Below are 22025 nucleotides of genomic sequence, written 5' to 3'. Positions count from 1 at the left end.
GTCGGCCGATCAGAGCGCGTCGATGAGGGTGAAGGCGGCGAAGGCGACGACCAGCGCGAGGACGAGCGAGCCGATCCACGCGAGCACCGTATAGAGCATCTTGCGGCGGCTGACGCCGCTGCCGCCGGCGGCGTAGCCGGACCCGATGATCGCCGAGACGACGATTTCGTTGAACGAGACGGGGATGCCGAAGGCGACGGCCGCCTGTGCGATGGCGAAAGAGGGGATGAGCGCCGCGATGGACCGCCGCGGGCCGAGCGAGGAGTAGTCCTGTGCGAGCGCCTTGATCATGCGCGGGGCGCCGGTCCACGAGCCGAGCAGGAGGCCGAACCCGCCGCCCGCGAGCACCGCCGGCAGGGGGATCGCCAGGTCGTCGAGCAGCGGGACGAGGGGGCCGATGGCGAGGCCGACCTGGCTCCCGCCGGCCGAGAAGGCGACCAGGCCGCCGAGCGTGAGCAGGAACCGCCGCTGGGTCGCCTCGGGATCGGTGACCAGTCCCCGGAAGAGAACGGCGGTCACGAGGAGCGCACAGGCGAGAGCGACGGCGGGCGTGCCGCCGGGGACGCCCGTCCCGAGGGTGCCCGCGATGGAGCCGGCCCCGCCGGACGGGCCGAGCAGGGCGAACTCGATGGTGGCCACGAGGGCGCCGACGAGGCCGCCGAGGGGGGCGATGACGTACCGTTCGGGGACGGAGGGCGAGCGGAGGAGTCGCGCGGTGCCGTAGGCGATGCCGCCGCCGACGAAGGGCGTGAGCACCCACAGCGTCGTGATCTGTCGGTACTTCGCCCACGCGGGGTCGCCGCCGAGGGCGAGGCCGACGCCGACGACGGCGCCGGTGACGGTGAAGGCGGTGGCGATGGGGTAGCCGGTGAAGACGCCGATGGCGACGAGGATGGCCGCGGTGAGCAGGCCGACGATGGCGGCGGTGGCGGTCAGCGAGACGCCGCCGATCAACTCGGTGCCGACCGCCTGGGTGACGTTCGCCCCCTGGAGGACGGCGCCGGCGAAGCCGAGTAACCCGACGACGAACCCGGCCCGCATCACCGAGATGGCGTTCGCACCCACCGCGGCGGCGAACGGCGTCGACCCCGAGGAGCCGGCGCCGATCGCCCACGCCATGAAGAGACTCGCCAGTGCGGCGACCACGAACGTCAGCAGCGTTCCGGTAGCGACCATCGGTTCGTGCCGTTCTGGGAGAGGGGGGTACTAAGGGGTACCGGGCGACGGACGAGCGATCGGTTAGCGGTAGCCCTCGTCGTAGCCCTCGCGGAGCGAGAGGAGCGTCCGACGGACCAGCAGGTAACCGAAGAAGACGAGCAGCAACATCAGCCCCGCCAGCGCGAGGAACACCGGGTCCCCGAGGAGTCCGGAGAGCTGAAGCGTGACGGCGGAATCCGACATGGGACGAGGGTCGGACGGATCGCACAAAGCCGTTTCGCCACGTCTGACAGAGTCAAATGAGCCTTTGAGCCTACGATGTTTATATCATGTCGTCGGACGTACCGGTAGTTGCGTGGTCCCCCGACCCCGCTTCGGCCCTCCACTCCGACGCTTCGGCCCTCCACTCGTGTTTCCCGACGACGGTCAGTCCCGCAGCGGCACCCGGATCCGTTCGATCACGTCGCCGTCGGGCGTCCGGACGACGCCGACGAGTCCCGACGCCGGACGGTCGACGTCCCGAACCACCGCCGGGAGGTCGTCGTCGACGCCCCAGAGTTCGGCGTGGCCGGGGCGGTTCCCGCGGGGGTCGGCGTGGCTCCCCGGGTTGAGGAGGGTCGGCCCGCCGTCGTCGGCGTCGACGACCGTCGGCCGGTGGGTGTGTCCCGAGACGACGAGTGCGGCGCCGCGCTCCCGCCCGAACAGCGAGAGCCCGGTCGCGCCGCCGCGTTCGGTGTGGGTGACTGCGACCGGAACGCCGGCATAGGTCGTCGAGGCGGCCGCCGGCAGTCGTGCGCTGACGGCCTCGACGTCGGCGTTGCCGTGGACGGCGACCAGCCGGTCGGCGGCCGCGCGGAAGGCGTCGAGGACGGCCGGCGTCGTGAAGTCGCCGGCGTGGATCACGAGGTCGGCGGCGTCGACGGCCTCGCGCGTCCGCCCGGTCAGGTGGGGGTCGTCGGCGCCGTGAGTGTCGGAACAGACGACGAGCATGGCCCGAGGGAGGGGCCGCGCCGACAACACGGTTGCGGTCGGAAGGTTGAATCGGGGGCCGGCCGAGTGAATCGATATGGCCGGCAGCAAGTCCGTGGTCCTCGCCGCGCTCGTCGCGAACGGCGCCATCGCGGTGCTGAAGTTCGGCGCCTTCCTGCTCACCGGGAGCCCGTCGATGCTCTCGGAGACGTACCACTCCATCTCCGATACGGGCAACCAGGTGTTCCTCCTGATCGGCATCCGGTACAGCGCCAAGCAACCGAGCCGCGGCCACCCCTTCGGGTACGGGAAGGCGCAGTTCTTCTACAGTTTTCTGGTGTCGGTCCTGCTGTTCGGCATCGCGGGCTGGGAGAGCCTGAAACACGGCTACGACGCCATCCGACACGGCCACCAGGCCACGCCGGGGACGGTGACCATGGCGGGCGCTACCTTCGATACCGTCTACGTGAGCGTCGCCGTCCTCCTCGGCGCCATCGCCTTCGAGACCTACGCGTTCGTGAAGGCGAACGCCGAACTCCGGCGGCAGATGGAGGAGTACGGCTGGACGAACCTGGTCGAGGCGTTCCGGTCGACGAGCGACGTGACGACGCTCACCGCGTTCACCGAGGACGCCATCGCCCTCGGCGGCGCCGCCCTCGCGCTCGTGGGGATCGTCCTCTCGCGGGTGACGGGCAACCACATCTACGACGCCGTCTCCGCGGCGCTCATCGGCCTCCTCCTGATGGGCTTCGCGCTCGCGTTGGCGTGGGAGAACAAGCGCCTCCTGCTCGGCGAGAGCGTACCGGCGGACCTCGGCGACGACTTCGAGTCGCTCATCCGGGAGCATCCGGGCGTGACCCACGTCGACCGGTTCCGGACGATGTTCGTCGGGCCGGCCGAGATCCTGGTCACCGCCGACGTGAGCTTCGGGGACGGCCTCGACACGACGGCCCTCGACGAAGACATCGGCCGCATCGAGGAGAAACTCCGGGAGCGCGACGACCGGGTGGAGTTCGTCTACGTCGAACCCGAGCTGTAGGGGGTCTAGTCCGCCGACTCGACGACGGCCGCGATCCGATCGAGCGCCAGCGAGACGTCCGTCCGGTCGACGTCGAGGTGGGTGCAGAACCGGACGGTCGTTCCGCCGAAGGGGACCGCACCCACGTCGCGGGCCGCACAGGCGTCGACGAACGCCGCGGCGTCGAGGCCGGTCCCCGCGACGTCGGCGACGACGATGTTGGTGTCGGGCGTCGGCGCCGACACGCCGTCGAGGGCGTCGAGGCCGGCGGCGAGGCGTTCGGCGTTTTCGTGATCCATCGCGAGGCGGTCGCGGTTCGCGAGCGCCTCCAGGCCGGGCGCGGCGACGATGCCGGCCTGGCGCATCCCGCCGCCGTGGCGTTTCCGCTCCCGGCGGGCCGCCGCGACGAACGCCTCGCTGCCCGCGAGCATCGACCCGACCGGCGCGCCGAGTCCCTTCGAGAGACAGAAGAGGACGGAGTCGACGGGGGCGACCATCTCCGCCGGGTCGGTATCGAGGGCGACGCAGGCGTTGAACAGGCGGGCGCCGTCGAGGTGGACCGGCACGTCGTGGTCGTGGGCCGCCGCGGCGGTCTCGCGGACGCGCTCGACGGGGACGGCCACGCCGCCGCGGGCGTTGTGCGTGTTCTCCAGCCAACAGAGGTCGGTCCCCGGGCGGTGGAGGTCCCGCTCGTGGCAGTGGGCGTGGATCTGCTCGGGTGAGGGGACGGCCCGGTCGCCGGCGTCGACGGTGCGGGTCTGGAGGCCGGCGTTCGTCGCGAGGCCGCCGAGTTCCCAGCGGACGACGTGAGCCTCGCTATCGACGAGGACCTCGCTCCCGTGGTCGGCGTGGACCGAGGCCGCGACCTGGTTTCCCATCGTCCCCGTCGGGACGAACAGGGCGGCCGCACAGCCCACGACGTCGGCCGCCCGCCGCTCGAGTTCGTTCACCGTCGGATCGTCGCGGTAGACGTCGTCGCCGACCGCGGCGTCGCGGGCCGCGTCGCGCATCGCGTCGGAGGGTGCCGTCACCGTGTCGGAACGCAGGTCGATCATGACCCGAGTCCGGGGGCCGGCGTGAAAAGCGTGCGGTCGGCGGGGCAGCCAAGCAGCCGACGGCCGAGCAGGGACGCGTACCCCGCGGCCCCGAACAGCGCGAGGAGGTCGCCGCCGACGGCCGGACGACCGCACGACGTCACTCGGACCGGGGCGCCAGGACGATCAGGGCGACGCTCGGCTCGACGGCCCGGGGTGAGATCTCCTGCTCGCCCTCGAAGCGGGCGATCTCGCCCGCCGTCAGGTCGTGTGTCCGGTCGCCGAGTTGCAACTCGATTTCCCCCTCGACGAGGTAGAGGACGATGTCGCGCCCGGGGTGAGAGTGGGCTGGAACCGACTCGTCCGCATCGAGGGAGAGTCTGACCGTCTTCGGCTCCCGGTCGGGGAAGACGTTCGCGTGGGGTTGTCCGTCCAGTTCGTCGAGGGTATGGATCGTGGTCATTGTGAGTGGGTTGATCGCCGTCGTTCGTCGACTGGCGGTTCGCGTGCGGTGGCCGACGGGACGGCCGCCGGTCCGGAATCGGTGTCGGTCGTCGTCACGCCGACTCACCCCGACAGACGTCACAGCCGATCGACCAGACGGCGATGATCGCGACGACTGCCGGGACGTGGACGAGCACCAGCAACGGGAGGACGAGCCGACCGAGGCCGAGGCTCTGCCCCAGCGTACGAACGCCGGACCCGAAGACCGGAAGGGAGAGGAGCGCCGCGAACGTCACCGCGGCCCTGATCGTGATCGACCGCTCGTCCAAGGCGTGCCGGAGGTGGCGGAGGTGGCTCCGGATCACGGCGCTACCACCCCGATCGGGGGGTCGAGACGCCCGGTCGCCCGCTCCGATCCGCTCGTTTTAGGCTGGCCTAAAATCATGCGGATGCGACTGCGCGGGGCTGTCGGAAAAGCGTTGGCGCGAACATGTTCTAGTCAGGCCACGCACCTCCCGGCGTCGCCGTCGGCCGCCGGACAGCGCCCGAGACAGGCCGAATCGACGAGTCCCCGGAGGCGAGCGATGCCGTCCTGCGGGAGCGCCACCCCGATGTCGAAGGCCGTCTCGTCGTCGAGGGACGTCTCCAGCATCGAGTCGAAGAAGCTGGCGACGACACGGAACCGCCAGCCGGTCTGCGTCGCGACGGCGTCCCCCCGCTCGGTGAGCGTCACGCCCCGGCTCGTGGGCGACCAGTCCGCGGTCGTCCAGCCGCGAGACCATCTCCGTGACGCTCGCGGGGGTCACGTCCGGATACTCCCGGGGTTCACCGGTCGCGACCCGGTCCGTGCCGGATCCCGGAGGACCGCGATGGCAAAGAGGGAGGGCGCGACTCGCCGCTCGACGTCCGACAGCGACGACCCTGTCCGCGGATCCGGGGACATACGTCGCCTTTCGCCTGCCCCGTCCGAAAGGGAGAGGTCGAACGTCATCGGGTGAATATATAGCACGTCCCGTCCCCTACGTACCGGTATGAGTTCGAAACGGGTGGACGGGACCAGCGAGCGACTGGACGTTCGCGAGATCGAGGGGGAACCCTTCGGCGACATCGTGGCCGCCCTGGAGGAACTGGCGGACGGCGAATCGCTCCTGTTGGTGAACAGTTTCGAACCGACGCCGCTGTACGACGTGCTGGCGGAGCGGGGCTACGAGTACGAGACCACCCACCCGGACGCCTCGGTGTGGCACGTCGAGATCACCCGGGCCTGAGGGCGGGGCCACGGCGATCAGTCCGCGTCGGGGGCCAGTCGTCGGAGTGCGGGGTTGCCGGTCGCCAACTGCGCCGGGTCCGGCGTCGCCTCGGCGTTCGGGTCGAACGCCGAGTGACGGGCGTGGGGACGAAGACGTTCGCGGGGACGCCTTTTCGGACGGGGAGCCAGGCGGTGGACGACGACCGACCGGGAGGCCGAGCTCCGCAGCCTGGTTGCGGAACTGTGCGATCACGGGACCGTCGACGACGCGTTCCGCGCCAGGAGCTTCACCGACCGCCCCGTGATCGTCGACGTCGCCGCCGGCGACGAGGTACCGGCGGACGTACGGGAGCGCCTCGCCGCCCACGACGTCCGCGGGTTCGAGGCGGGCCGGACGTTCACCGGCGACGTGGGCGACGCGGGGCGCCACCACTTCTCGACGTGCGGACCCGCGGCGACCACCAGTCCTCCGTCGTCGAGTGAGGGCGCGACGGGAACGTCGTTCGGCACGACCCTTTCGCGGGCGGCGGCGGGAGGTCCGGTCGATGACGGACAGTTACGACGACCTGCCGCTGGTCTACGCCTGTTCGGGCTGTTCGAGCGCCGCACGGATGGCGAACGACCTCGCGGTGCGACTCGACCACGAGCGGCTGGCGGAGATGTCCTGTATCGCGGGCGTCGGGGGCGACGTGGAGCCGCTGGTGGCCACCGCGACGGCGGACCGGCCGACCTCGTCGTCGACGGCTGTCCGCTCGAATGCGCCCGGAAGAGCCTGGAACGACACGACGTGACGCCGGATCGCCACGTGAACCTCGCCGAGCGAGGGGTCCCCAACGAGTATCACACCGACTACGACGGCGAGCGGGCGGCGGCGCTGTTCGACGACCCGACCGAGACGGTGGCGGAACTGGAAGCGACCGCCTGAGCGGCCCTACTCCTTCGGGAGCCGCGCGACGAACTCGTTCTGGCCGACGCGGTCGACCGTATACCCCTCGGCGTCGAAGGAGTCCACTTCGGCGTTCATCTGGTGGTACAGCGGCGTGGGTGCGTGGTCGTTGACCAGCGTCAGCGCCTCGCCGCTCTCCAGTTCCTCGAACGCATCGAAGATCTTCGGATGGCGTTTCGGCGGCGGAATCTCGCGGAGGTCGAGTCGTCGTTCGGTCATCGCAGTGTAGCCGTGGGCGGGACGCCGTGTGACCCTTACCGCGAAGGCCTTCGGGTCGGGCCGGTGGCGGCCCGGGACGTCACCCGGCGGCTCACCCCGCCCGACCGCCCTCGACCGTCCGGCGGACGCTCCGGAGCGACTTCCCGAGGAAGTAGCCCACGAGTGCCCCGAGCAGGCCGGTTTCCGGGCTGCCGAGGGCGAGGCCGGCGACGCCACAGAGCGCGCCGAGGGCGAGTCCCGGGCGGGCGGCGAGCGACGACGGCGGGAGCACGACGCCACCTCCGTTCCGGAGGGCGGAGAGCGTTCGGGCGAACCGGTTCGCGTCCCTAGACGAGCGAGAAGATCAGGAACGGGAGGACGAAAAGCAGGACGAACAGGGCGAGGAGACCGAGGCCGTAGCTGACGGCCGTGGCGGCGCCGGCGGTCCACGCGGGGTGATCGAACCGATCGAGGGAAACCATGGCGGCGATACGACCACCCGACGCATAGTAGTGACGTCGACCAAGTGGGTGCGACGGTCCATCGTCGCCGGTTCGTAGCAACATTTATTCCGGGATTCGAGAACGTCTCTAGTCATGGCCGTCCAAGGCACCGTAACCAGACCGACGTTCTGGGGCATCGGACACGTCGGCGAACTCGTCTTCTACCTGCTCTCGGCCGTCGCGATCCTGACGTTCGCGTACGGCGTCTACCGGCGAATCGAGCGATACACCACCGGGCAGGCGGACCGGATCGACCGGCTCGACGACCTGCCGCGCCGGGTCGTCGACGCGGCGCGGGTGGTCCTCTCGAACCGGACGCTCCTCGACCGCGACGTCGTCGGCGGGCTCATGCACGCGTTCATCATGTGGGGATTTCTCACACTGCTGATCGGGACGACCATCCTCGCGGTCGACATGGATATCTGGACCAAGCTGTTGGGCCAGCCCTCCTTTTTCGTCGGCGACTTCTACCTCTCGTACTCGCTGGTGATGGACGCGATGGGGCTGCTGTTCGTCGTCGGTCTCGGGGTCGCGCTCTACCGGCGGTACGCCGCCCGGAAGTGGCGGCTGTGGGGGAAACACACGGGGCTGGAGGACGACCTCTTCGTCTGGGCGCTCTTCCTCCTCGGCGTCGGCGGCTACCTGACCGAGGGGGTTCGCATCCTCGGCACCGGCTTCCCGTCGTTCGAGACGGTGAGTTTCGTCGGCTGGTTCGTCGCCGAGGTGCTGGCCGCCGCGGGGATGAGCGCGGCGACGGCCGAGGCGGTCTACCCGGCGGTCTGGTGGTCACACTCGCTGCTCGCGCTGGCGTTCGTCGCCGCCCTCCCCTACGGCAAGCCGTTCCACATGCTCTCGTCGTACGCCAACGTCGTGACCCGCGACGAGAAGGCGGGCGCGCGCCTCCCCGGGATCCCCGCCGACCTCGACGCCGACACCGGCGCCGAGGCCGTCGAGGACTTCACCTGGAAGGAGCTGCTCGATCAGGACGCCTGCACCAAGTGTGGCCGCTGTTCGTCGGTCTGTCCGGCCGAATCCTCGGGCCGCCCGCTCGACCCGCGGGACGTGATCCTCGACCTGAAGGCGTACCGCGAGCAGGTGGAGGCGGGCGAGAGCGAGGAAGTCGACATCGTCGCCGACGGCGGGACGAGCGTCATCGCCGCCGAGACGATGGAGTCCTGCATGGCGTGTATGGCCTGCATGGACGCCTGTCCGGTCGAAATCGAACACCTCACCTCCTTTACGCGCATGAACCGCCAGCTCACGGACCAGGGCGACGTCGACTCGAACGTCCAGGACGTGTTCGACAACGTCATGCGGAAGGGCAACACCTTCGGCGAACGCCCCGAGGAGCGCGCCGACTGGACCGACGACCTCGACTTCGAGGTCGCGGACGCCCGCGAGACCGACGTCGAGTACCTCTGGTACGTCGGCGACTACCCGAGCTACGACGAGCGGAACAAGCGGGTGGCCCGCTCGCTCGCTCGGCTCCTCGAACGCGCCGACGTCGACTACGGCATCCTCTTCGAGGACGAGAAGTACGACGGCAACGACGTCCGCCGCCTCGGCGAGGAGTTCCTCTACGTCGACCTCGCCGGCCACCACGTCGAGCAGTTCGAGGCGGTCGACCCCGAGGCCATCGTCTGTACCGACCCGCACTCGTACAACACGTTCGCAAACGAGTATCCGGAAGTCGAATACGAGGAGTTCGCGGACGACCCGCTGATGGAGTTCGACTACGACGGCGAGTGGAACGCCGACGGCGCGGTCGACGTCCTACACTGGACCCAGGCGGTGGAGGAACTGGTCGCCGAGGGCGCCCTCGGCCTCGCGGGCGACGAACTCGACTACACGGTCACCTACCACGACCCGTGTCACCTCGGCCGGTACAACGACGAGTACGAGGCGCCGCGGGAACTCATCCGGGCGACGGGGGCGACCCTCGCGGAGATGCCCCGGAACCGCGAGGACGCCTTCTGCTGTGGGGGCGGCGGCGGCGGCCTCTGGATGGACCACGACGAGGAGACCAAGCCGAGCGAGGAGCGGATGCGCGAGGCACTCGAAGATACGGACGCGGGCGACGCCGTCGAGAAGTTCGTCGTCGCCTGTCCGATGTGCATGACGATGTACGAGGACGGACGTAAGACCGGCGGCTACGAGGACGACATCGAAATCGTCGACGTCGCGGAACTGCTCGTCGAGGCGGTCGAAGGCGCCGACTAGCGAGCCTCGGCGTTTCCCATCGCCCGGTCGCGCGCGTCGTCGGCCCGGACCTCGATCTCCGCGGTTCGCTCCTCGATCACCGCGACGAACGAGGGGTCCGCGATCCGATCGAGGTTGTGTCGGGCGGTGCGAAGCGACGCGTGGAGCGCCGCGTCCACCAGCAGGACGCCAGTGACGGCGTCGGCGACGGCGGTGGGGCTCCCCCGTTCCGTCACGTCGACCGCCAGTTCGAGGACGGTCAGACACGCCTCGGCCGTCGTGATCGGGACGCCGGTGGCCCGCTTGAGGCCCGCTTCGTCCGGGCCGTCGGCCGCGGCGAACAGGTCGTCGACGACGGCCGCGTCCGCCGCGGCGAGGTCGCTGAGGTGGTCGCGCTCGGTCCGGAGGTCGTCGCGCACGTCGGCCAGCGTCCCCCCCGTCGTATCGGCGGAGTGGACACAGACCATCTCGCACAGCGCCGTGCCGAGGGCGCCGGCGACGGCGGCGCCGGTCCCGCCGGCGGGCGCCACGCGGGCGGACGCGACGTCGTCGAGGAACCGGTCGAGCGCTCGCGTGTCGAGTGTCACCGTATCCGTCGGGTTCGCGTCGCCGGCACGTAAGCGGTTCGCGTGGGCGCTGTGCGAAGGCGGGCGACGTCCGTGGTTCGCGAGCGAACCGGTCGGCCGCGGCCTCTACCACGGGCGGACTCCGAAAGGCTTTGCCGCCCGCGACGGAACGGCCGTGCATGGACCCGCGCATTCGCACGCACGCAGAGATCATCGTCGACCACTCGACGCGGATCGAGGCCGGCGACGACGTGGTCGTCAGCATGCCGGCGGTCGCCGAGGACCTCGCGGTCGCGCTCCACGAGGTGCTCGGCGACCGGGGGGCGAACCCGGTGTACCTGAACAACTCCGAGCGGGCGAGCCGGGCGTACCTCCGCGCGAGCGACGACGAGGGCTTCGAGACGCCCGCCCACCAGCTCGCGCTCTACGAGGAGACGGACGCGGCCATCATCGCTCGCGGGGGGCCGAACGCCTCCGAGCAGAGCGACGTGACCCCCGAGACCAACGCCGCCTACCGCCGGGCGATGCGGCCCGTCCTCGACGAGCGGCTGGGGACGCGCTGGTGTCTCACGCAGTTTCCCTCCTCCGGGCACGCCCAGCTCGCGGGCATGAGCACCGAGGCGTACGAGAACTTCGTCTGGGACGCCGTCACGCTGGACTGGGACGAACAGCGCGAACACCAAGCGCGGATGGTCGACATCCTCGACGGCGCCGACGAGGTGCGGATCCGGAGCGGCGAGGGGACGGACGTCCGGATGTCGGTCGCGGGCAACCCCACGCTCAACGACTACGGCGAGCACAACCTCCCCGGCGGCGAGGTGTTCACCGCGCCGGTCAAGGAGTCCGTCGAGGGCGAAGTCCACTTCGACATGCCCCTCTACCGGAAGGGCAAGGAGATCGAAGGGGCGCGAATCCGGTTCGAGGACGGGAAGGTCGTCGGCCACAGCGCCGAGCGCAACGAGGCGGTGCTCACGGGGATTCTGAACACCGACGAGGGGGCGCGCTACCTCGGCGAACTCGGCATCGGGATGAACCGCTCCATCGACCGGTTTACCTACAACATGCTGTTCGACGAGAAGATGGGCGACACCGTCCACATGGCGGTGGGGAACGCCTACGCGGACACCGTCGGCGAGGAAAACGAACGCAACGAGAGCGCCGAACACGTCGACATGATCGTCGACATGTCCGAGGACTCGACCATCGAGGTCGACGGCGAGGTCGTCCAGCGGAACGGAACTTTCGTCTTCGAAGAGGGCTTCGAGTAGCGGGTCGGCCCGACGTGGCCGCGTCCGCGGACGGTCCCCCGACGTAGCTTTTTGTCGGCGACGGACGTCGGGGGGCGTATGTCACGCACGGGGGAGAAAAACCGGTGGCTCATCGCCGCCTCGGCGATGCTGATCCACCTGTCCATCGGCTCGGTGTACGCCTACAGCGTCTACCAGCGGCCGCTCCAGGAGACCCAGGGGTGGACGGTCGGTGACGTGACGCTCGGTTTCACCGTCGCCATCTTCACCCTCGGGCTGTCGACGGCGCTGTTGGGTCGGTACGTGGAGCGGTACGGCCCGCGGATCTCGGGGCTCGCCGCGGCCGTCGCCTTCGCCGGCGGGACGATGCTCGCCGGCGTCGCCGTCCGGGTCGGGAGCCACGTCGGGTTCGTGATGACCTACGGCGTCGTCGCGGGCGTGGGACTCGGCCTGGGCTACATCAGCCCCATCTCGACGCTCGTGAAGTGGTTCCCGGACCGGCGGGGTCTGGCGACGGGCCTCGCCGTCATGGGGTTCGGCGCCGGCGCGCTGGTGACCGGGCCGCTCGCGAACCACCTGATCGAGGCGACGGACATCCCGACGACGCTGTTCGTCCTCGGGGCGGGATACTTCGTCGCGATGGCGGCGGGCGCGTGGTATCTGGAGAAGCCGCCGGAGGGGTGGATGCCGGCGGGGATCGACCCCGACGCGGTCGTCGAGGCCGACAGTCACGGCGTGATCGTCGCCGCCGACCTCGAACAGCGAACCGCGAGCGAGGCGATCCGGACGCCGCAGTTCTCCCTCGTCTGGCTGATCGTCTTCATCAACGTCTCGGCGGGGATCATGCTCCTGTCGGTGGCATCGAACATGACCCAGTCGATCACGGGCGCGAGCGCGGCCGTCGCGGCCACCGTCGTCGGGCTGCTCGGCCTGTTCAACGGGCTCGGCCGCATCGGGTGGTCCAGCCTCTCGGATTACATCGGCCGGACGACCACCTACGGCACCTTCTTCGTCGTCCAGATCCTCGCCTTTCTGGCGTTGCCGAACGTCACGACCGTCCCGCTGTTCGCGGCCGTGCTGTTCCTGATCGTCACCTGTTACGGCGGCGGGTTCGCCTGCCTCCCGGCGTATCTCGCGGACCTGTTCGGTACGAAGGAACTCGGGGCGATCCACGGCTACACCCTCACGGCGTGGTCGATGGCCGGGGTCGCCGGCCCGACGCTGGTGGCACGGATCGTCGAACTGACCGGCTCGTACGACCTCGCGTTCTACGCCGTGGCCGGGATGCTCGGCGTCGGCCTCGTGTGCGTGGGACTGCTCCGCTGGCGGGTGAGCGTCGTCCGCGAAGCCCAACTCGTGGGGACGCCACACGGGACGGAGCGGTAGGCGCCGGGAGTCGTTCCACCTCAGAACGCGGTCCGGAAGAACACGGTCGTCCCGACGCCGAGGGGGAGCGCCGCGAGGACCGAGCGGGTCCGCCGGGCGGCGATCACCGTGACGCCGGCCGCGAGCCACGTCGGCGGCCCGGCGGTGACGACGGCGGGCGCGAGGATGGCGACGACGACGGCTCCCGGGAGGGCGTCGAGGGCGGCCGCGGCGCGGTCGGAGAGGTCGACGCGGCCGAGCAGCCAGAGACCGCCGGCCTTGGTCAGGTAGGTGACGACGGCCATGGCGAGGACGACCCCGACGGGGAGCGGAGCGAACGGCTCACCCGTCACGCCGGATCACCACGGTCAGCGCGCCGGCGAGTGCCCCACAGGGGACGTACCACCGGCCGGGGAGCGCCGCCTCGGTCAAGACGGCGACGGCGGCGGCGACCGCCCAGGGAGCGACCGTCGACCGGCCCTCCCAAAGTTCGGTCGCGATGACGAGGAAGACGGCCGTCAGCGCGAAATCGAGGCCGTAGCGGGCGGGGTCGCCGACGAGGCTCCCGGCCGTCGCACCGACGACGGTGGCGACCACCCAGAACGACCAGACTGCGAGGCCGGAGCCGAGCAGGAAGGCGCCCTGCCGGCTCCCGGATCGGAGTTCGCCCATCGTCAGCGCCCAGTTCTCGTCGGCGGTGAAGAACACGCTCGCGTAGGCGTGCCGGGGCGCGAGGTGACGGAACCACGGTCGGAGCGCGGCGCCCATCAGCAGGTACCGGAGGTTGACGACGAGCGTCGTGCCGACGACGGCCACGACGGGGACGGGATCCGCCCAGAGTTCGACCGCGACCAACTGCGCGGCGCCGGCGAGCACCGTCGCGCTCATGAGCGTCGCCTCGGCCACGCTGAGGCCGGCCTCGCGCGCCAGCACCCCGAAGACGACGCCGTAGCCCGCGACGCCGAGCGCCACGGGGACACACCGGAGGTAGCCGTCGCGAACGCCCGTCGGTCCGAACCGCACCTCGTCGACACCACCGCCATCGGGATCGCTCGACATCGTGGACCGACCCTGCGGGCGCGGGAGCGTAAACTCTCGGAGAAGCGTGTTTCTCCCGGCGTGCGGACAGGTCAGTCAGGCGCTCCGTCGTGGAGACGGGCGTCCGTCAGGACCGTGCGGACGGCGGCGCGACCGGCGGGGGTCGGGGCGTAGCCGTCGTCACCGTCGGCGACGAACCGCCCGCGGAGCTGGCGGAGGTGGTAGTTGAACTGCCCCTTGTCCGCGACGGACGTCGCGGCACGGAGCGACGAGTAGGCGAGGGGACCGTCCGCTCGGACGAGCGCGAGGAGGATTTCGAGGCGGTGCGGATGGGAGAGGACCGACAGCGTCTCGGCGGCGGGGTCGACGGCCGCCGTCGACGGCGGCGCCCCGGGGGCCGGCGCGTCGCTCCACGTCCAAGTGGGGATCGCCATACGAGCGCGTCACGGAAGCGACCGGCAAAACGGTTCCGGGGCGGCGGGCCGCCCGCGGTCGGTCCGTCTACTCCTCGTCGAGGTCGAGTTCGAACTGCTTGTTCTCGACGGCGGCGTTGAGAACGACGCTGGTGTTCGACTCGCGGATGTTGGCGTCGGTCAGCAGGGTCTTGATCTGGTCGTTCATGCCGTCGGTGTCGGGGAACTTGCCGATGGCGATGACGTCGTAGTCGCCGGTGACCTCGTAGACGCTGGTCATCTGCTTCTGGTTGCGGAGCGTCTCGGTGACGTCGGGGAGCGCGCTCCCCTCGACTTTCAACTGGAGGATGGCAGTCACGTCGTAGCCGATCGCGTCGTAGTTGACGCGCGGGGTGTAGCCCTCGATGACCCCCTCGTCCTCCAGGTCGCGGAGGTGGTTGGAAACGGTCGTGACCGAGACGTCGAGCTCCTCGGCGAGGCTCCGGAGACTGGCGCGTCCGTCGCCCAAGAGTGCGTTGATGAGCTTGGCGTCGAGATTTTCGTACGTCATGGCAGTTACGCACGTCCCGGGGGGTATAGAAGTTTACGAATATCCAATTCCGATCGAAGCGAAGATGAATTTGCAGACAACAAAAAGGGCTTAATACTAGGAGTATAGATTACAGCTGTCCAGAACATGACGGACGAAACTGCGGCGGCTGACGGCGGTTTGACGGCGGAAGAACAGGACGTCATCGACGAGATCGACGAGGAGAACGTCGACTTCCTCCGGCTCCAGTTCACCGACATCCTCGGAACGGTGAAGAACGTCTCGGTCCCGGCGAGCCAGGCGGAGAAGGCGTTCACGGAGGGCATCTACTTCGACGGATCCTCCATCGACGGCTTCGTCCGCATCCAGGAGTCGGACATGCGGCTCGACCCCGACCCGTCGACGTTCGCGATCCTCCCGTGGCGCGACGACGAGGAGGGCGCGACCGCCCGCCTCATCTGTGACGTGATCGATACGTCGACCGGGGAGCCGTTCTCGGGCGACCCGCGTGGCGTCCTCAAAAGCGCCATCGAGCGGGCGAACGAGATGGGCTACGAGGTCAACATGGCGCCCGAGCCCGAGTTCTTCCTGTTCGAGGAGGACGAGGACGGCCGCGCGACGACCGTCACCAACGACGCCGGTGGGTACTTCGACCTCGCGCCGAAGGACCTCGCCGGCGACGTCCGGCGGGACATCATCTACGGGCTGGAGAGCATGGGCTTCGACATCGAGGCCTCGCACCACGAGGTCGCCCAGGGTCAACACGAGATCAACTTCACGTACGACGACGCGCTGTCGACGGCCGACAACGTCGCCACCTTCCGTGCGGTCGTCCGCGCCATCGCGGCCGAGCACGACCTCCACGCGACGTTCATGCCCAAGCCCATCGCACGGATCAACGGCTCGGGGATGCACACCCACATGTCGCTGTTCACGACGGACGGCGAGAACGCCTTCCACGACGGCGACGACGAGTTCAACCTGAGCGACACGGCCAAGAGCTACCTCGCCGGCATCCTCGAGCACGCCCCGGCCATCACGGCCATCGCCGACCCGACGGTCAACTCCTACAAGCGGCTGGTTCCGGGGTACGAGGCGCCCGTCTACGTCGCCTGGTCCGACCGCAACCGCTCGGCGCTCATCCGCAAGCCCGCGGCGCGCGTGCCCGCGGCCTCCCGGATCGAGCTCCGGTCGCCGGACCCGTCCTGTAACCCCTACCTCGCCTTCGCGGCCATGATCCACGCCGGCCTCGACGGCATCGAGCGCGACCTCGACTGCCCGGAGCCGGTTCGGGAGAACATCTACGAGTTCGACGAGGAGAAACGCGAGGAGTACGGCATCACGACCCTGCCCTCGAACCTCGGCGAGGCCGTCGCCGCCCTCGAGGAGGACGAAGTCATCCAGAACGCCCTCGGCGACCACGTCTCCGAGAAGTTCGTCGAGGCCAAATCCCAGGAGTTCGGCGAGTACATCGTCGAGGTCTCCGACTGGGAGATCGACCGCTACCTCGAGAAGTTCTGATAGCGATTATTGTAAGCCAATGCCGACGTGTTGCCGAACGGGGCGGCAACACGCCGGTAAACGGTTACAATAATCGCTATGACGGCGACCGCCCGCGACCTTTTTCGACGCGCCGACCGCCGAGCCGCGGCTCGCGCGTTCGTCGACGATCAGCGGAGGGCGATCAGTCCCGGAAGCGCGAGCAACAGCGCCACGACGCCGCCGGCGATGCCCGCCGTGGCGGGGAGCGAGACGCCGCCCTCGAGGACGAGGGCGACGACGGCGGCGACGGCGGGCAGGACGGCGAGCGAGGCGACGAGGCGCCGCGTGGAGTCGGGCGCGGCGACGACCCGGTCGGCGGCGAGATGCCAGCCGACGAGTCCGCCCCCGGCGGCGGCGACGGCGACCACGGTGTCCTTGACGACGGCGACGGCGACGGCGACGACGCCGACACCGACGGCGACGCCGAAGACGCGGCGGGTGTCGGCGACGGTCACCCGCTCGGGGACGACGCCGGGCCCGAGGCGGAGGGTCGCGGCGAGGAAGGTGAGGCCGGCGGCGACGCCGGCGACGACGTCGATCAGATAGTGGACGCCGATGACGACCCGGGAGAGCGCGACCAGGGCGACGAGCGTGCCGGCGGCCGCCACGAGCGTGCGCGAGCGCCGCCGGGCCGGGAGCAGGGCGACCAGGGCGCCGTAGACGACGGTCGCCCCGAGAGCGTGGCCGCTCGGGAAGCCGTAGCCGTCGACCCCCGCACCGGGCGGGCGGGGGAGCGCGAAGGCGTGTTTGAGCGCGAGCGTGAGCGTGAAGGCGCCGAGCGCGAGGCCGAGGGCGGCGGCCATTCGCGGGGCGTCGACGTCGAGTCGGTTCGCCAGCAGGTAGGCACCGACGACGAGGACGAACAGCGTCAGCGGATCGCCGAGACGGGTCACGAGGCCGGCGAGCGCGACGACGGCCTCGGGCAGCGTCTCGACGACGGCCGTCTCGCCCACACCCCGGTCGGCGACGCGGGCGGGGAGCGACATATCTCGTGGCTGTGGGTGGAGCGTCATATATTCCCGCCTTCCGGGGTCACCCCTCAGCGCCGGAACCGACGCACGGCGTCGAGCGCGCGACCGGGCGTGTTCAGCAGGGAGAGCCCGGCGCCCACGAGGACGAACAGCGCGTAGAGGCCGAGCGTCGAGAGGAAGATGACGATCATCGCGACCAGCGCGATCAGGTCGGAGAGGAGGTAGAAGGCGCCGAGGGTCATGATCGTCCCGTAGAGGAGGACGAGGTAGGGGCCCCAGCCGCGGGCGTGCCCGCGGCGCATCCGGCGACGGACGTACGCCTTCAGGTCGTCCTCCAGTTCCGGCCGGTCGACCGTCCGATCCTCGACGTCGGCCTCGAAGGCGTCCAGGTCGGCACGGACCGCCTCGACCCGTTCGGCGAGGTCCTCGATGTCCGGTGCCGGGGAGGGCTCCGCGTCGCGTCGCGTGTCGTCTCCGGTCATTGCCGTCGTCACGTCGTCTCGGCCCCGCGGATGTTGTACCTGCCGGTTCGGGGCGGTCGTTCGTCCCGCGAGGACGGCGTTGAGCGTCGCGCCGACGAGCAACACCATCCCCGCGAGGTAGAACCACGTCACGAGCAGGAGGACGGCACCGAGAACGCCGTAGACCGCGAACCGACCGCTCGTCGTCGCGATGGCGGCGTAGAGCGCGAAGGCGGTCCCGAGGAGCGCCCAGCCGAGCGCCCCGAGGAGGGCACCGGGCACGGCCTCGCGGGGTGAGAGATCGACCGCGGGCGTCACGTAGTACACCGGGAAGAGGGCGGCGAGGAGAACGGCGAAAAAGAGCAGGGGAGCCCCGACGGACGCCACGGGCAGGCGGAGGACGGCGACGGCGCCGATGAGGGCGATCCCGCCGAAGGCGCCGACGCCGACGGCGACGAGGGACGTCACGCCGGCACGGACGCTCCCGAGGAAGCCACGGGGGGTCGTGCCGTAGATCCGAGCGAAGGCGGTGTCGACGCCGCGAAAGAGCTTGAGCGAACTCCAGAGGAGGAGGGCGACACCGACGAGGGTGACTCCGCCCTGGCCGGTCGTGTTCGCCAGCGCGTCGCCGACGAGCCCCCGGCCGACGGGGAGGAGATACCGGCCGGCGAGGTCGACGACGGCCGTCCGAAGCGACGGGCCGCCGACCGTCGTCGCGACGACGGTCGCAAGCACGAGCAGGGGGAGCACGGAGACGAAGGCGTAGTAGGCGATGCTGGCGGCCAGCGTGGAGACGTCCCGGTCACGAACCTCGCCGGCGACGGCGCGCGCGACGGCGAGCGACCGAGCGAGTCGAGCGGACACGCCGCCCGATTCGGGCGGCGAGGGCAAAAGACCGTGGTCGCGCCGGCTCGCGGCGGCACCGCCGTCCGCCACCGGCGCCGTCAGCGCCCGTCCAGCCACGTCGCGACGAGCAGGAGCGTGAGCAGGCTAAAGGCGAGCAGGGAGAGGTTCGGGATGGTGAGGCCGACCACGGGCGCCCGCCACTGCACGGCCGCACACGGCCCGGCGAGGGTACACCGTGCCGTCGTCGCCTGCAGGACGGAGTGGTACGCCGCGAGACCGAGGCCGGGGAGCGCGAGCGGCAGCGCGGTCCGGTAGACGTCCGGCCGCCGGTCGAGGGCCGCGACCCCGAGGACGACGACGAGCGGGTACATGAGGATCCGCTGGTACCAGCACAGCGTGCAGGGAACCAGCCCGAGGCCGAGGCTGAACCAGAGGCTACCGGCCGTCGCCACTGCCGCGATGGCCGTCCCGAGGGCCAGTCGGCGCCGCGTGTCGGCGGGAGCCACGGGCGGTCAGGGCGCCACGCCGACCGTCAGGAGCGTCCCCCACTCCCGGTAGCGGTCGACCATGTCCTCGCGACGGTCCCAGTCGTCGGTCGGGAACGCCGCCGCCGACGGGATCTCGATCTCCCGGTCGGGGATCGTGTCCTGCTCGGCCACGTGGAGGCCCGCCGCGCGGAACGCCTCGCGGTACCGCTCGCGGTCCCAGAGTTGCATCTCGACGTCGACCTGGTCCTGCCACCGGTGAGTGTGTTCGCTCTCCTCGAAGAAGTTCACGGCACAGAAGAAGGTGCCGCCGGGACGGAGAACCCGTCGGATCTCAGCGAGGGTCGTCGCCGGATCGGTGGCGTAGTAGAACGCCTCCATGGACCAGACGTGATCGACGGTGCCGTCCCGGAAGGGGAGATGTTGGAAGTCGCCGGCGAGGAAACCGAGTGTCGGATCGTCGGTGTACGATCGGGCGTTGCGGACCATCGCCGTCGAGGCGTCGAGACCGACGCCGGACCCGATATCGCGCGTCTCGCGGAGCGCCCGGAGGGCGTAGCCCGATCCGGTGCCGAGGTCGAGGACCGTCTCGCCCGCCTCGACGGGCATCCGCGCGAGCGCCTCCTTGGCGGTGTGCCAGTGGCGCTCCTCCATTCCCCTGTCTTTCCCCTCGGCCGCCCACGCGTCGAACTCCGCCTGTACGCTCATCACCGGATCACGAGGGGAGCGAGCCACAAACCTCTGCTGGAACGCGCGGCGATCACAGCAGCCCCTTCACGGTGTTGATGACCGTCCACGTCGCCTGCTTGACTGGGTTGCCGTCCTCGCCGTCGATGACGACGCCGCGGCGGTCCGTTCCCCGTCCCGCCGGACGGTCCGTTCCGCACGGCGTCGACGTCGTTGCCGGCGAGCCGGTCGAACACGTGTCGCTCGGGGGCGTCGTCGGCCCGCTCCCGTCGGTCGTGTTCCACCGGGGGCTGCTGGGCGGGGCGCTGCTGGCGACGGTCCTCTTCTGGCAGGCCGTGTTTCGGGATCCCCCCGTTTCCCCGTCGGATCGTCGGACTGCGGCGATAGCCGTCGTCCGGCACGGCGGCCCGTTGCTGGGTCTCGCCGCCGTGCGGTGACGCCGGTCGCCCGATTCCCACACGGCGAGAAGTGTCATCTATTTATTAATATTGGAGGGTCGAAGCGTCACCCGAGCCATGCCCGTAGCTGATCTCGCACGCGACGACGTCGTGACGGCCGACGCCGAGGCGTCGGTGGACGAACTCGCATCGACGCTGAAGGAACGGAACGTCGGGAGCGTCGTCGTCACGCGGGACGACGAGCCGGTCGGGATCGTCACCGACCGCGACCTGACGGTCCGGGTGCTCGCGGCGGGGATCGACCCGACCGACACGACCGCTGCGGACGTGATGACCGAGGATCCGTGTACGATCGACCGGCGGGCGGGGTTCTACCGGGCGACGGAGCTGATGAGCGAACACGGCGTCCGGCGACTCCCCGTCCACGACGAGGACGGCGACCTGGTGGGGATCCTCACGGCGGACGACCTGACCGAGTTGCTGGCCGACGAGATGGACGGGGTCGCGGAGATCATCCGCGCACAGCGTCCGCCGTACTGATACCGTCCCCGTGTCGCGGGGTTCGCCACCCGGGAGTGGCGGCCGTCGGTGTCGACTGACGGGCCCACGGGGCGGAACCGCCGTCAGTCCGCGGTCGCGACCCGGATCGCCTCGACGTCGGCGTCGGTCTTGAACGTCGTCCCGCCGTAGTGGGCGCGGGAGGCATCGTGGCCGGCCGCCCGGAGGTCGGCCAGGAACTCGTCCATCGCGTTCGCCGAGCGCCCCCACTGCTTGCAGAGGCGGTGCTGGTCGTAGTGGGTCGGCTCGTCGAGTTCGGCCGCGACGGTCTCCAGCATGCGGCTGGCACGGTCGGCCTCGCCCATGTCGTCGGTCAGCGCGTCGCGGACGGCGGCGACGAATTCGGGGTCGCGGATCGCGCCGAGCCAGAGCGGCCCCGCGGTGACGACCCGGCCGCTCCCGCAGGTCGGGCACGTCTCAGGTGGGTGGGCGATCAACCCCCACTCCGCGTCGCGGGCGAGGCAGTCCTCGCAGTGGTGGACGTAGCCGAGTTCGTCGATGCACTCGTCGGCGCGGGTGGCCCGCCCGTCGAGTTCGAGGTAGGTCCGGGCGTAGTGTCGGGAGACGTGCGAGCAGACCGGACGGGCGGCGGTGTCGTAGCGGGCGGCGGTCCGCACCATCGCCGAGAGCAGGACCCGAAGCCCCATCTCGGGATGGTAGTCCGTGTTGCGGGGGACCGCGCCGTACGAGCGGACGCCGCTCTCGAAGTGGGCGCCACAGAGCGGCGCGGTGTCGGTGGCGGTGACACAGACCAGGTCACGCGCGCCGACGAACGCGGCGTCCGCGAAGGGGACGGGCGTGCCGAAGGGGTCGAGATCGATCACGTCGAACGTCGACTCGTGCATGAGGGCGTTGGCGTTTCGCTCCACCACCGCGACGTCGTCCGCGAGGCCGGCGCGGGCAGCGTTCTCGCGGGCGAGGGCGACGGCGTCGGCGTCGGTGTCGGCGGCGGTCACGGCCCAGCCCTCGCTCGCGGCACGGAGCGCGCGGACGCCGCTGGCGGTCGTGGCGTCGAGATAGGAGTCGGCGCGGGGTTCGCGGTCCCGGTAGGCCCGGAGGACGGCCACGGTCACGTCGCGGTTCAGTTCCTGCGTCGGGTTGTAGAAGACGCCGTCGCCGCGGCCCTCGCTCGCCCCGTCGCGGGCGTCGGGCACCTCGAACTCCACCTGCCCCTCGGTGACGCGCATGGTTGGCGTGGGCG

At 70.5% G+C, this 22025-nt stretch carries 32 protein-coding genes; 10 read left to right on the top strand and 22 right to left on the bottom strand.

The features are described 5' to 3' along the window. Positions 1 to 9: 9 nt before the first annotated feature. The 3 genes from EI982_RS13385 to EI982_RS13380 all read right to left on the bottom strand — a co-directional run bounded on the left by EI982_RS13385 (position 10) and on the right by EI982_RS13380 (position 2148). A complete protein-coding gene (locus tag EI982_RS13385) occupies positions 10 to 1176 on the bottom strand; it encodes an inorganic phosphate transporter (RefSeq protein ID WP_157690179.1) in 1167 nt (388 codons plus the stop codon). 63 nt (positions 1177 to 1239) lie between these two features. Beyond that, positions 1240 to 1401 carry a DUF7859 family protein gene (locus EI982_RS18470; protein ID WP_199243631.1) on the bottom strand — a complete coding sequence of 54 codons (162 nt, stop codon included), beginning with the start codon at positions 1399 to 1401 and terminating at the stop codon, positions 1240 to 1242. Between the two features lie 183 nt (positions 1402 to 1584). Next, positions 1585 to 2148, bottom strand: a complete 564-nt coding sequence (locus tag EI982_RS13380; RefSeq protein WP_157690178.1) for a metallophosphoesterase — start codon at positions 2146 to 2148, stop codon at positions 1585 to 1587. A 76-nt stretch (positions 2149 to 2224) separates the two neighbouring features. On the opposite strand from EI982_RS13380, the gene EI982_RS13375 reads away from it, so the two are divergent. Beyond that, positions 2225 to 3166, top strand: a complete 942-nt coding sequence (locus tag EI982_RS13375) for a cation diffusion facilitator family transporter (RefSeq protein WP_157690177.1) — start codon at positions 2225 to 2227, stop codon at positions 3164 to 3166. Positions 3167 to 3171: 5 nt separating this feature from the next. On the opposite strand, the gene EI982_RS13370 is transcribed toward EI982_RS13375, so the two are convergent. From EI982_RS13370 to EI982_RS13350, 5 genes are all read right to left on the bottom strand, one after another. Continuing rightward, the gene (locus EI982_RS13370) at positions 3172 to 4200 is read right to left on the bottom strand and encodes a threonine aldolase family protein (protein ID WP_157690176.1); all 1029 of its coding nucleotides are present in this window, start codon (positions 4198 to 4200) and stop codon (positions 3172 to 3174) included. A gap of 139 nt (positions 4201 to 4339) precedes the next feature. Beyond that, entirely contained in the window at positions 4340 to 4642 is a 303-nt protein-coding gene (locus EI982_RS13365) for a cupin domain-containing protein (RefSeq protein ID WP_157690175.1), read from the bottom strand. A gap of 94 nt (positions 4643 to 4736) precedes the next feature. Further along, positions 4737 to 4988, bottom strand: coding sequence for a hypothetical protein (locus EI982_RS13360; RefSeq protein ID WP_157690174.1), 252 nt, complete (start codon positions 4986 to 4988; stop codon positions 4737 to 4739). Positions 4989 to 5122: 134 nt separating this feature from the next. Beyond that, positions 5123 to 5356 (bottom strand): hypothetical protein, encoded by a 234-nt coding sequence (locus tag EI982_RS18805; RefSeq protein WP_233255233.1) that lies wholly within the window; start codon positions 5354 to 5356, stop codon positions 5123 to 5125. 69 nt (positions 5357 to 5425) lie between these two features. After that, positions 5426 to 5566, bottom strand: a complete 141-nt coding sequence (locus EI982_RS13350; protein ID WP_157690173.1) for a hypothetical protein — start codon at positions 5564 to 5566, stop codon at positions 5426 to 5428. An 88-nt stretch (positions 5567 to 5654) separates the two neighbouring features. On the opposite strand from EI982_RS13350, the gene EI982_RS13345 reads away from it, so the two are divergent. Further along, the gene (locus tag EI982_RS13345; protein ID WP_157690172.1) at positions 5655 to 5891 is read left to right on the top strand and encodes a DUF2249 domain-containing protein; all 237 of its coding nucleotides are present in this window, start codon (positions 5655 to 5657) and stop codon (positions 5889 to 5891) included. Between the two features lie 230 nt (positions 5892 to 6121). Here the strand turns inward: EI982_RS13345 and EI982_RS18800 are convergent, their stop codons facing one another. Then, positions 6122 to 6382: a hypothetical protein gene (locus EI982_RS18800; protein ID WP_157690171.1), complete on the bottom strand. Its 261-nt coding sequence runs from the start codon at positions 6380 to 6382 to the stop codon at positions 6122 to 6124. A gap of 35 nt (positions 6383 to 6417) precedes the next feature. Between EI982_RS18800 and EI982_RS18795 the strand changes: the two genes are divergently transcribed. Together EI982_RS18795 and EI982_RS18940 are read left to right on the top strand one after the other, a co-directional pair. Next, positions 6418 to 6663: a putative zinc-binding protein gene (locus tag EI982_RS18795; protein ID WP_269846462.1), complete on the top strand. Its 246-nt coding sequence runs from the start codon at positions 6418 to 6420 to the stop codon at positions 6661 to 6663. Then, positions 6660 to 6797, top strand: a complete 138-nt coding sequence (locus tag EI982_RS18940) for a hypothetical protein (protein ID WP_269846461.1) — start codon at positions 6660 to 6662, stop codon at positions 6795 to 6797. The genes EI982_RS18795 and EI982_RS18940 overlap by 4 nt, the downstream gene beginning before the upstream one ends. Before the next feature lie 6 nt (positions 6798 to 6803). Here the strand turns inward: EI982_RS18940 and EI982_RS13330 are convergent, their stop codons facing one another. The 3 genes from EI982_RS13330 to EI982_RS18935 form a co-directional block, all read right to left on the bottom strand. Further along, complete coding sequence (locus tag EI982_RS13330) at positions 6804 to 7037, bottom strand: DUF2249 domain-containing protein (protein WP_157690170.1); 234 nt, start codon at positions 7035 to 7037, stop codon at positions 6804 to 6806. Positions 7038 to 7128: 91 nt separating this feature from the next. Continuing rightward, positions 7129 to 7308, bottom strand: a complete 180-nt coding sequence (locus EI982_RS13325) for a hypothetical protein (protein WP_157690169.1) — start codon at positions 7306 to 7308, stop codon at positions 7129 to 7131. A gap of 55 nt (positions 7309 to 7363) precedes the next feature. Then, positions 7364 to 7498 (bottom strand): hypothetical protein, encoded by a 135-nt coding sequence (locus EI982_RS18935; RefSeq protein ID WP_257627906.1) that lies wholly within the window; start codon positions 7496 to 7498, stop codon positions 7364 to 7366. Positions 7499 to 7612: 114 nt separating this feature from the next. Here EI982_RS18935 and EI982_RS13320 point away from each other — a divergent pair, with 114 nt between their 5' ends. Next, the gene (locus EI982_RS13320; RefSeq protein WP_157690168.1) at positions 7613 to 9739 is read left to right on the top strand and encodes a 4Fe-4S dicluster domain-containing protein; all 2127 of its coding nucleotides are present in this window, start codon (positions 7613 to 7615) and stop codon (positions 9737 to 9739) included. Here the strand turns inward: EI982_RS13320 and EI982_RS13315 are convergent. Beyond that, positions 9736 to 10305: a cyclodeaminase/cyclohydrolase family protein gene (locus tag EI982_RS13315; protein ID WP_157690167.1), complete on the bottom strand. Its 570-nt coding sequence runs from the start codon at positions 10303 to 10305 to the stop codon at positions 9736 to 9738. The genes EI982_RS13320 and EI982_RS13315 overlap by 4 nt on opposite strands. A gap of 158 nt (positions 10306 to 10463) precedes the next feature. On the opposite strand from EI982_RS13315, the gene EI982_RS13310 reads away from it, so the two are divergent. Further along, positions 10464 to 11552, top strand: coding sequence for an aminopeptidase (locus EI982_RS13310; protein ID WP_157690166.1), 1089 nt, complete (start codon positions 10464 to 10466; stop codon positions 11550 to 11552). A 78-nt stretch (positions 11553 to 11630) separates the two neighbouring features. Continuing rightward, positions 11631 to 12917, top strand: a complete 1287-nt coding sequence (locus EI982_RS13305) for an L-lactate MFS transporter (RefSeq protein WP_157690165.1) — start codon at positions 11631 to 11633, stop codon at positions 12915 to 12917. Between the two features lie 20 nt (positions 12918 to 12937). On the opposite strand, the gene EI982_RS13300 is transcribed toward EI982_RS13305, so the two are convergent. The 4 genes from EI982_RS13300 to lrp form a co-directional block, all read right to left on the bottom strand. After that, complete coding sequence (locus EI982_RS13300) at positions 12938 to 13201, bottom strand: branched-chain amino acid transport AzlD family protein (RefSeq protein WP_157691206.1); 264 nt, start codon at positions 13199 to 13201, stop codon at positions 12938 to 12940. Positions 13202 to 13238: 37 nt separating this feature from the next. Then, positions 13239 to 13955, bottom strand: a complete 717-nt coding sequence (locus tag EI982_RS13295; protein ID WP_157690164.1) for an AzlC family ABC transporter permease — start codon at positions 13953 to 13955, stop codon at positions 13239 to 13241. A gap of 71 nt (positions 13956 to 14026) precedes the next feature. After that, positions 14027 to 14368, bottom strand: a complete 342-nt coding sequence (locus EI982_RS13290) for a winged helix-turn-helix domain-containing protein (RefSeq protein ID WP_157690163.1) — start codon at positions 14366 to 14368, stop codon at positions 14027 to 14029. 67 nt (positions 14369 to 14435) lie between these two features. Continuing rightward, positions 14436 to 14897, bottom strand: a complete 462-nt coding sequence (lrp, locus tag EI982_RS13285) for an HTH-type transcriptional regulator Lrp (protein ID WP_157690162.1) — start codon at positions 14895 to 14897, stop codon at positions 14436 to 14438. 126 nt (positions 14898 to 15023) lie between these two features. Between lrp and glnA the strand changes: the two genes are divergently transcribed. Then, on the top strand, positions 15024 to 16397 hold the full coding sequence (gene glnA / locus EI982_RS13280; RefSeq protein WP_157690161.1) for a type I glutamate--ammonia ligase: 1374 nt from the start codon (positions 15024 to 15026) through the stop codon (positions 16395 to 16397). 149 nt (positions 16398 to 16546) lie between these two features. Here the strand turns inward: glnA and EI982_RS13275 are convergent, their stop codons facing one another. The 4 genes from EI982_RS13275 to EI982_RS13260 all read right to left on the bottom strand — a co-directional run bounded on the left by EI982_RS13275 (position 16547) and on the right by EI982_RS13260 (position 19889). Continuing rightward, positions 16547 to 17404 carry a phosphatase PAP2 family protein gene (locus EI982_RS13275; RefSeq protein ID WP_199243628.1) on the bottom strand — a complete coding sequence of 286 codons (858 nt, stop codon included), beginning with the start codon at positions 17402 to 17404 and terminating at the stop codon, positions 16547 to 16549. Between the two features lie 53 nt (positions 17405 to 17457). Then, positions 17458 to 18714, bottom strand: a complete 1257-nt coding sequence (locus EI982_RS13270; protein WP_157690159.1) for a YihY/virulence factor BrkB family protein — start codon at positions 18712 to 18714, stop codon at positions 17458 to 17460. A gap of 80 nt (positions 18715 to 18794) precedes the next feature. Further along, on the bottom strand, positions 18795 to 19202 hold the full coding sequence (locus EI982_RS13265; protein ID WP_157690158.1) for a disulfide bond formation protein B: 408 nt from the start codon (positions 19200 to 19202) through the stop codon (positions 18795 to 18797). A gap of 6 nt (positions 19203 to 19208) precedes the next feature. Continuing rightward, entirely contained in the window at positions 19209 to 19889 is a 681-nt protein-coding gene (locus tag EI982_RS13260) for a class I SAM-dependent methyltransferase (protein ID WP_157690157.1), read from the bottom strand. A 77-nt stretch (positions 19890 to 19966) separates the two neighbouring features. Between EI982_RS13260 and EI982_RS13255 the strand changes: the two genes are divergently transcribed. Both EI982_RS13255 and EI982_RS13250 read left to right on the top strand, forming a co-directional pair. Next, positions 19967 to 20305 carry a hypothetical protein gene (locus EI982_RS13255; protein WP_157690156.1) on the top strand — a complete coding sequence of 113 codons (339 nt, stop codon included), beginning with the start codon at positions 19967 to 19969 and terminating at the stop codon, positions 20303 to 20305. A 78-nt stretch (positions 20306 to 20383) separates the two neighbouring features. Continuing rightward, positions 20384 to 20806 carry a CBS domain-containing protein gene (locus EI982_RS13250; protein WP_157690155.1) on the top strand — a complete coding sequence of 141 codons (423 nt, stop codon included), beginning with the start codon at positions 20384 to 20386 and terminating at the stop codon, positions 20804 to 20806. A gap of 83 nt (positions 20807 to 20889) precedes the next feature. On the opposite strand, the gene EI982_RS13245 is transcribed toward EI982_RS13250, so the two are convergent. Continuing rightward, on the bottom strand, positions 20890 to 22011 hold the full coding sequence (locus tag EI982_RS13245; RefSeq protein WP_157690154.1) for a tRNA (guanine(26)-N(2))-dimethyltransferase: 1122 nt from the start codon (positions 22009 to 22011) through the stop codon (positions 20890 to 20892). Positions 22012 to 22025 lie beyond the last annotated feature (14 nt).

The organism is Haloplanus salinarum, from assembly GCF_009762275.1.
Lineage (GTDB): Archaea > Halobacteriota > Halobacteria > Halobacteriales > Haloferacaceae > Haloplanus > Haloplanus salinarum.
This window is presented reverse-complemented; position numbering and strand designations above follow the sequence as displayed.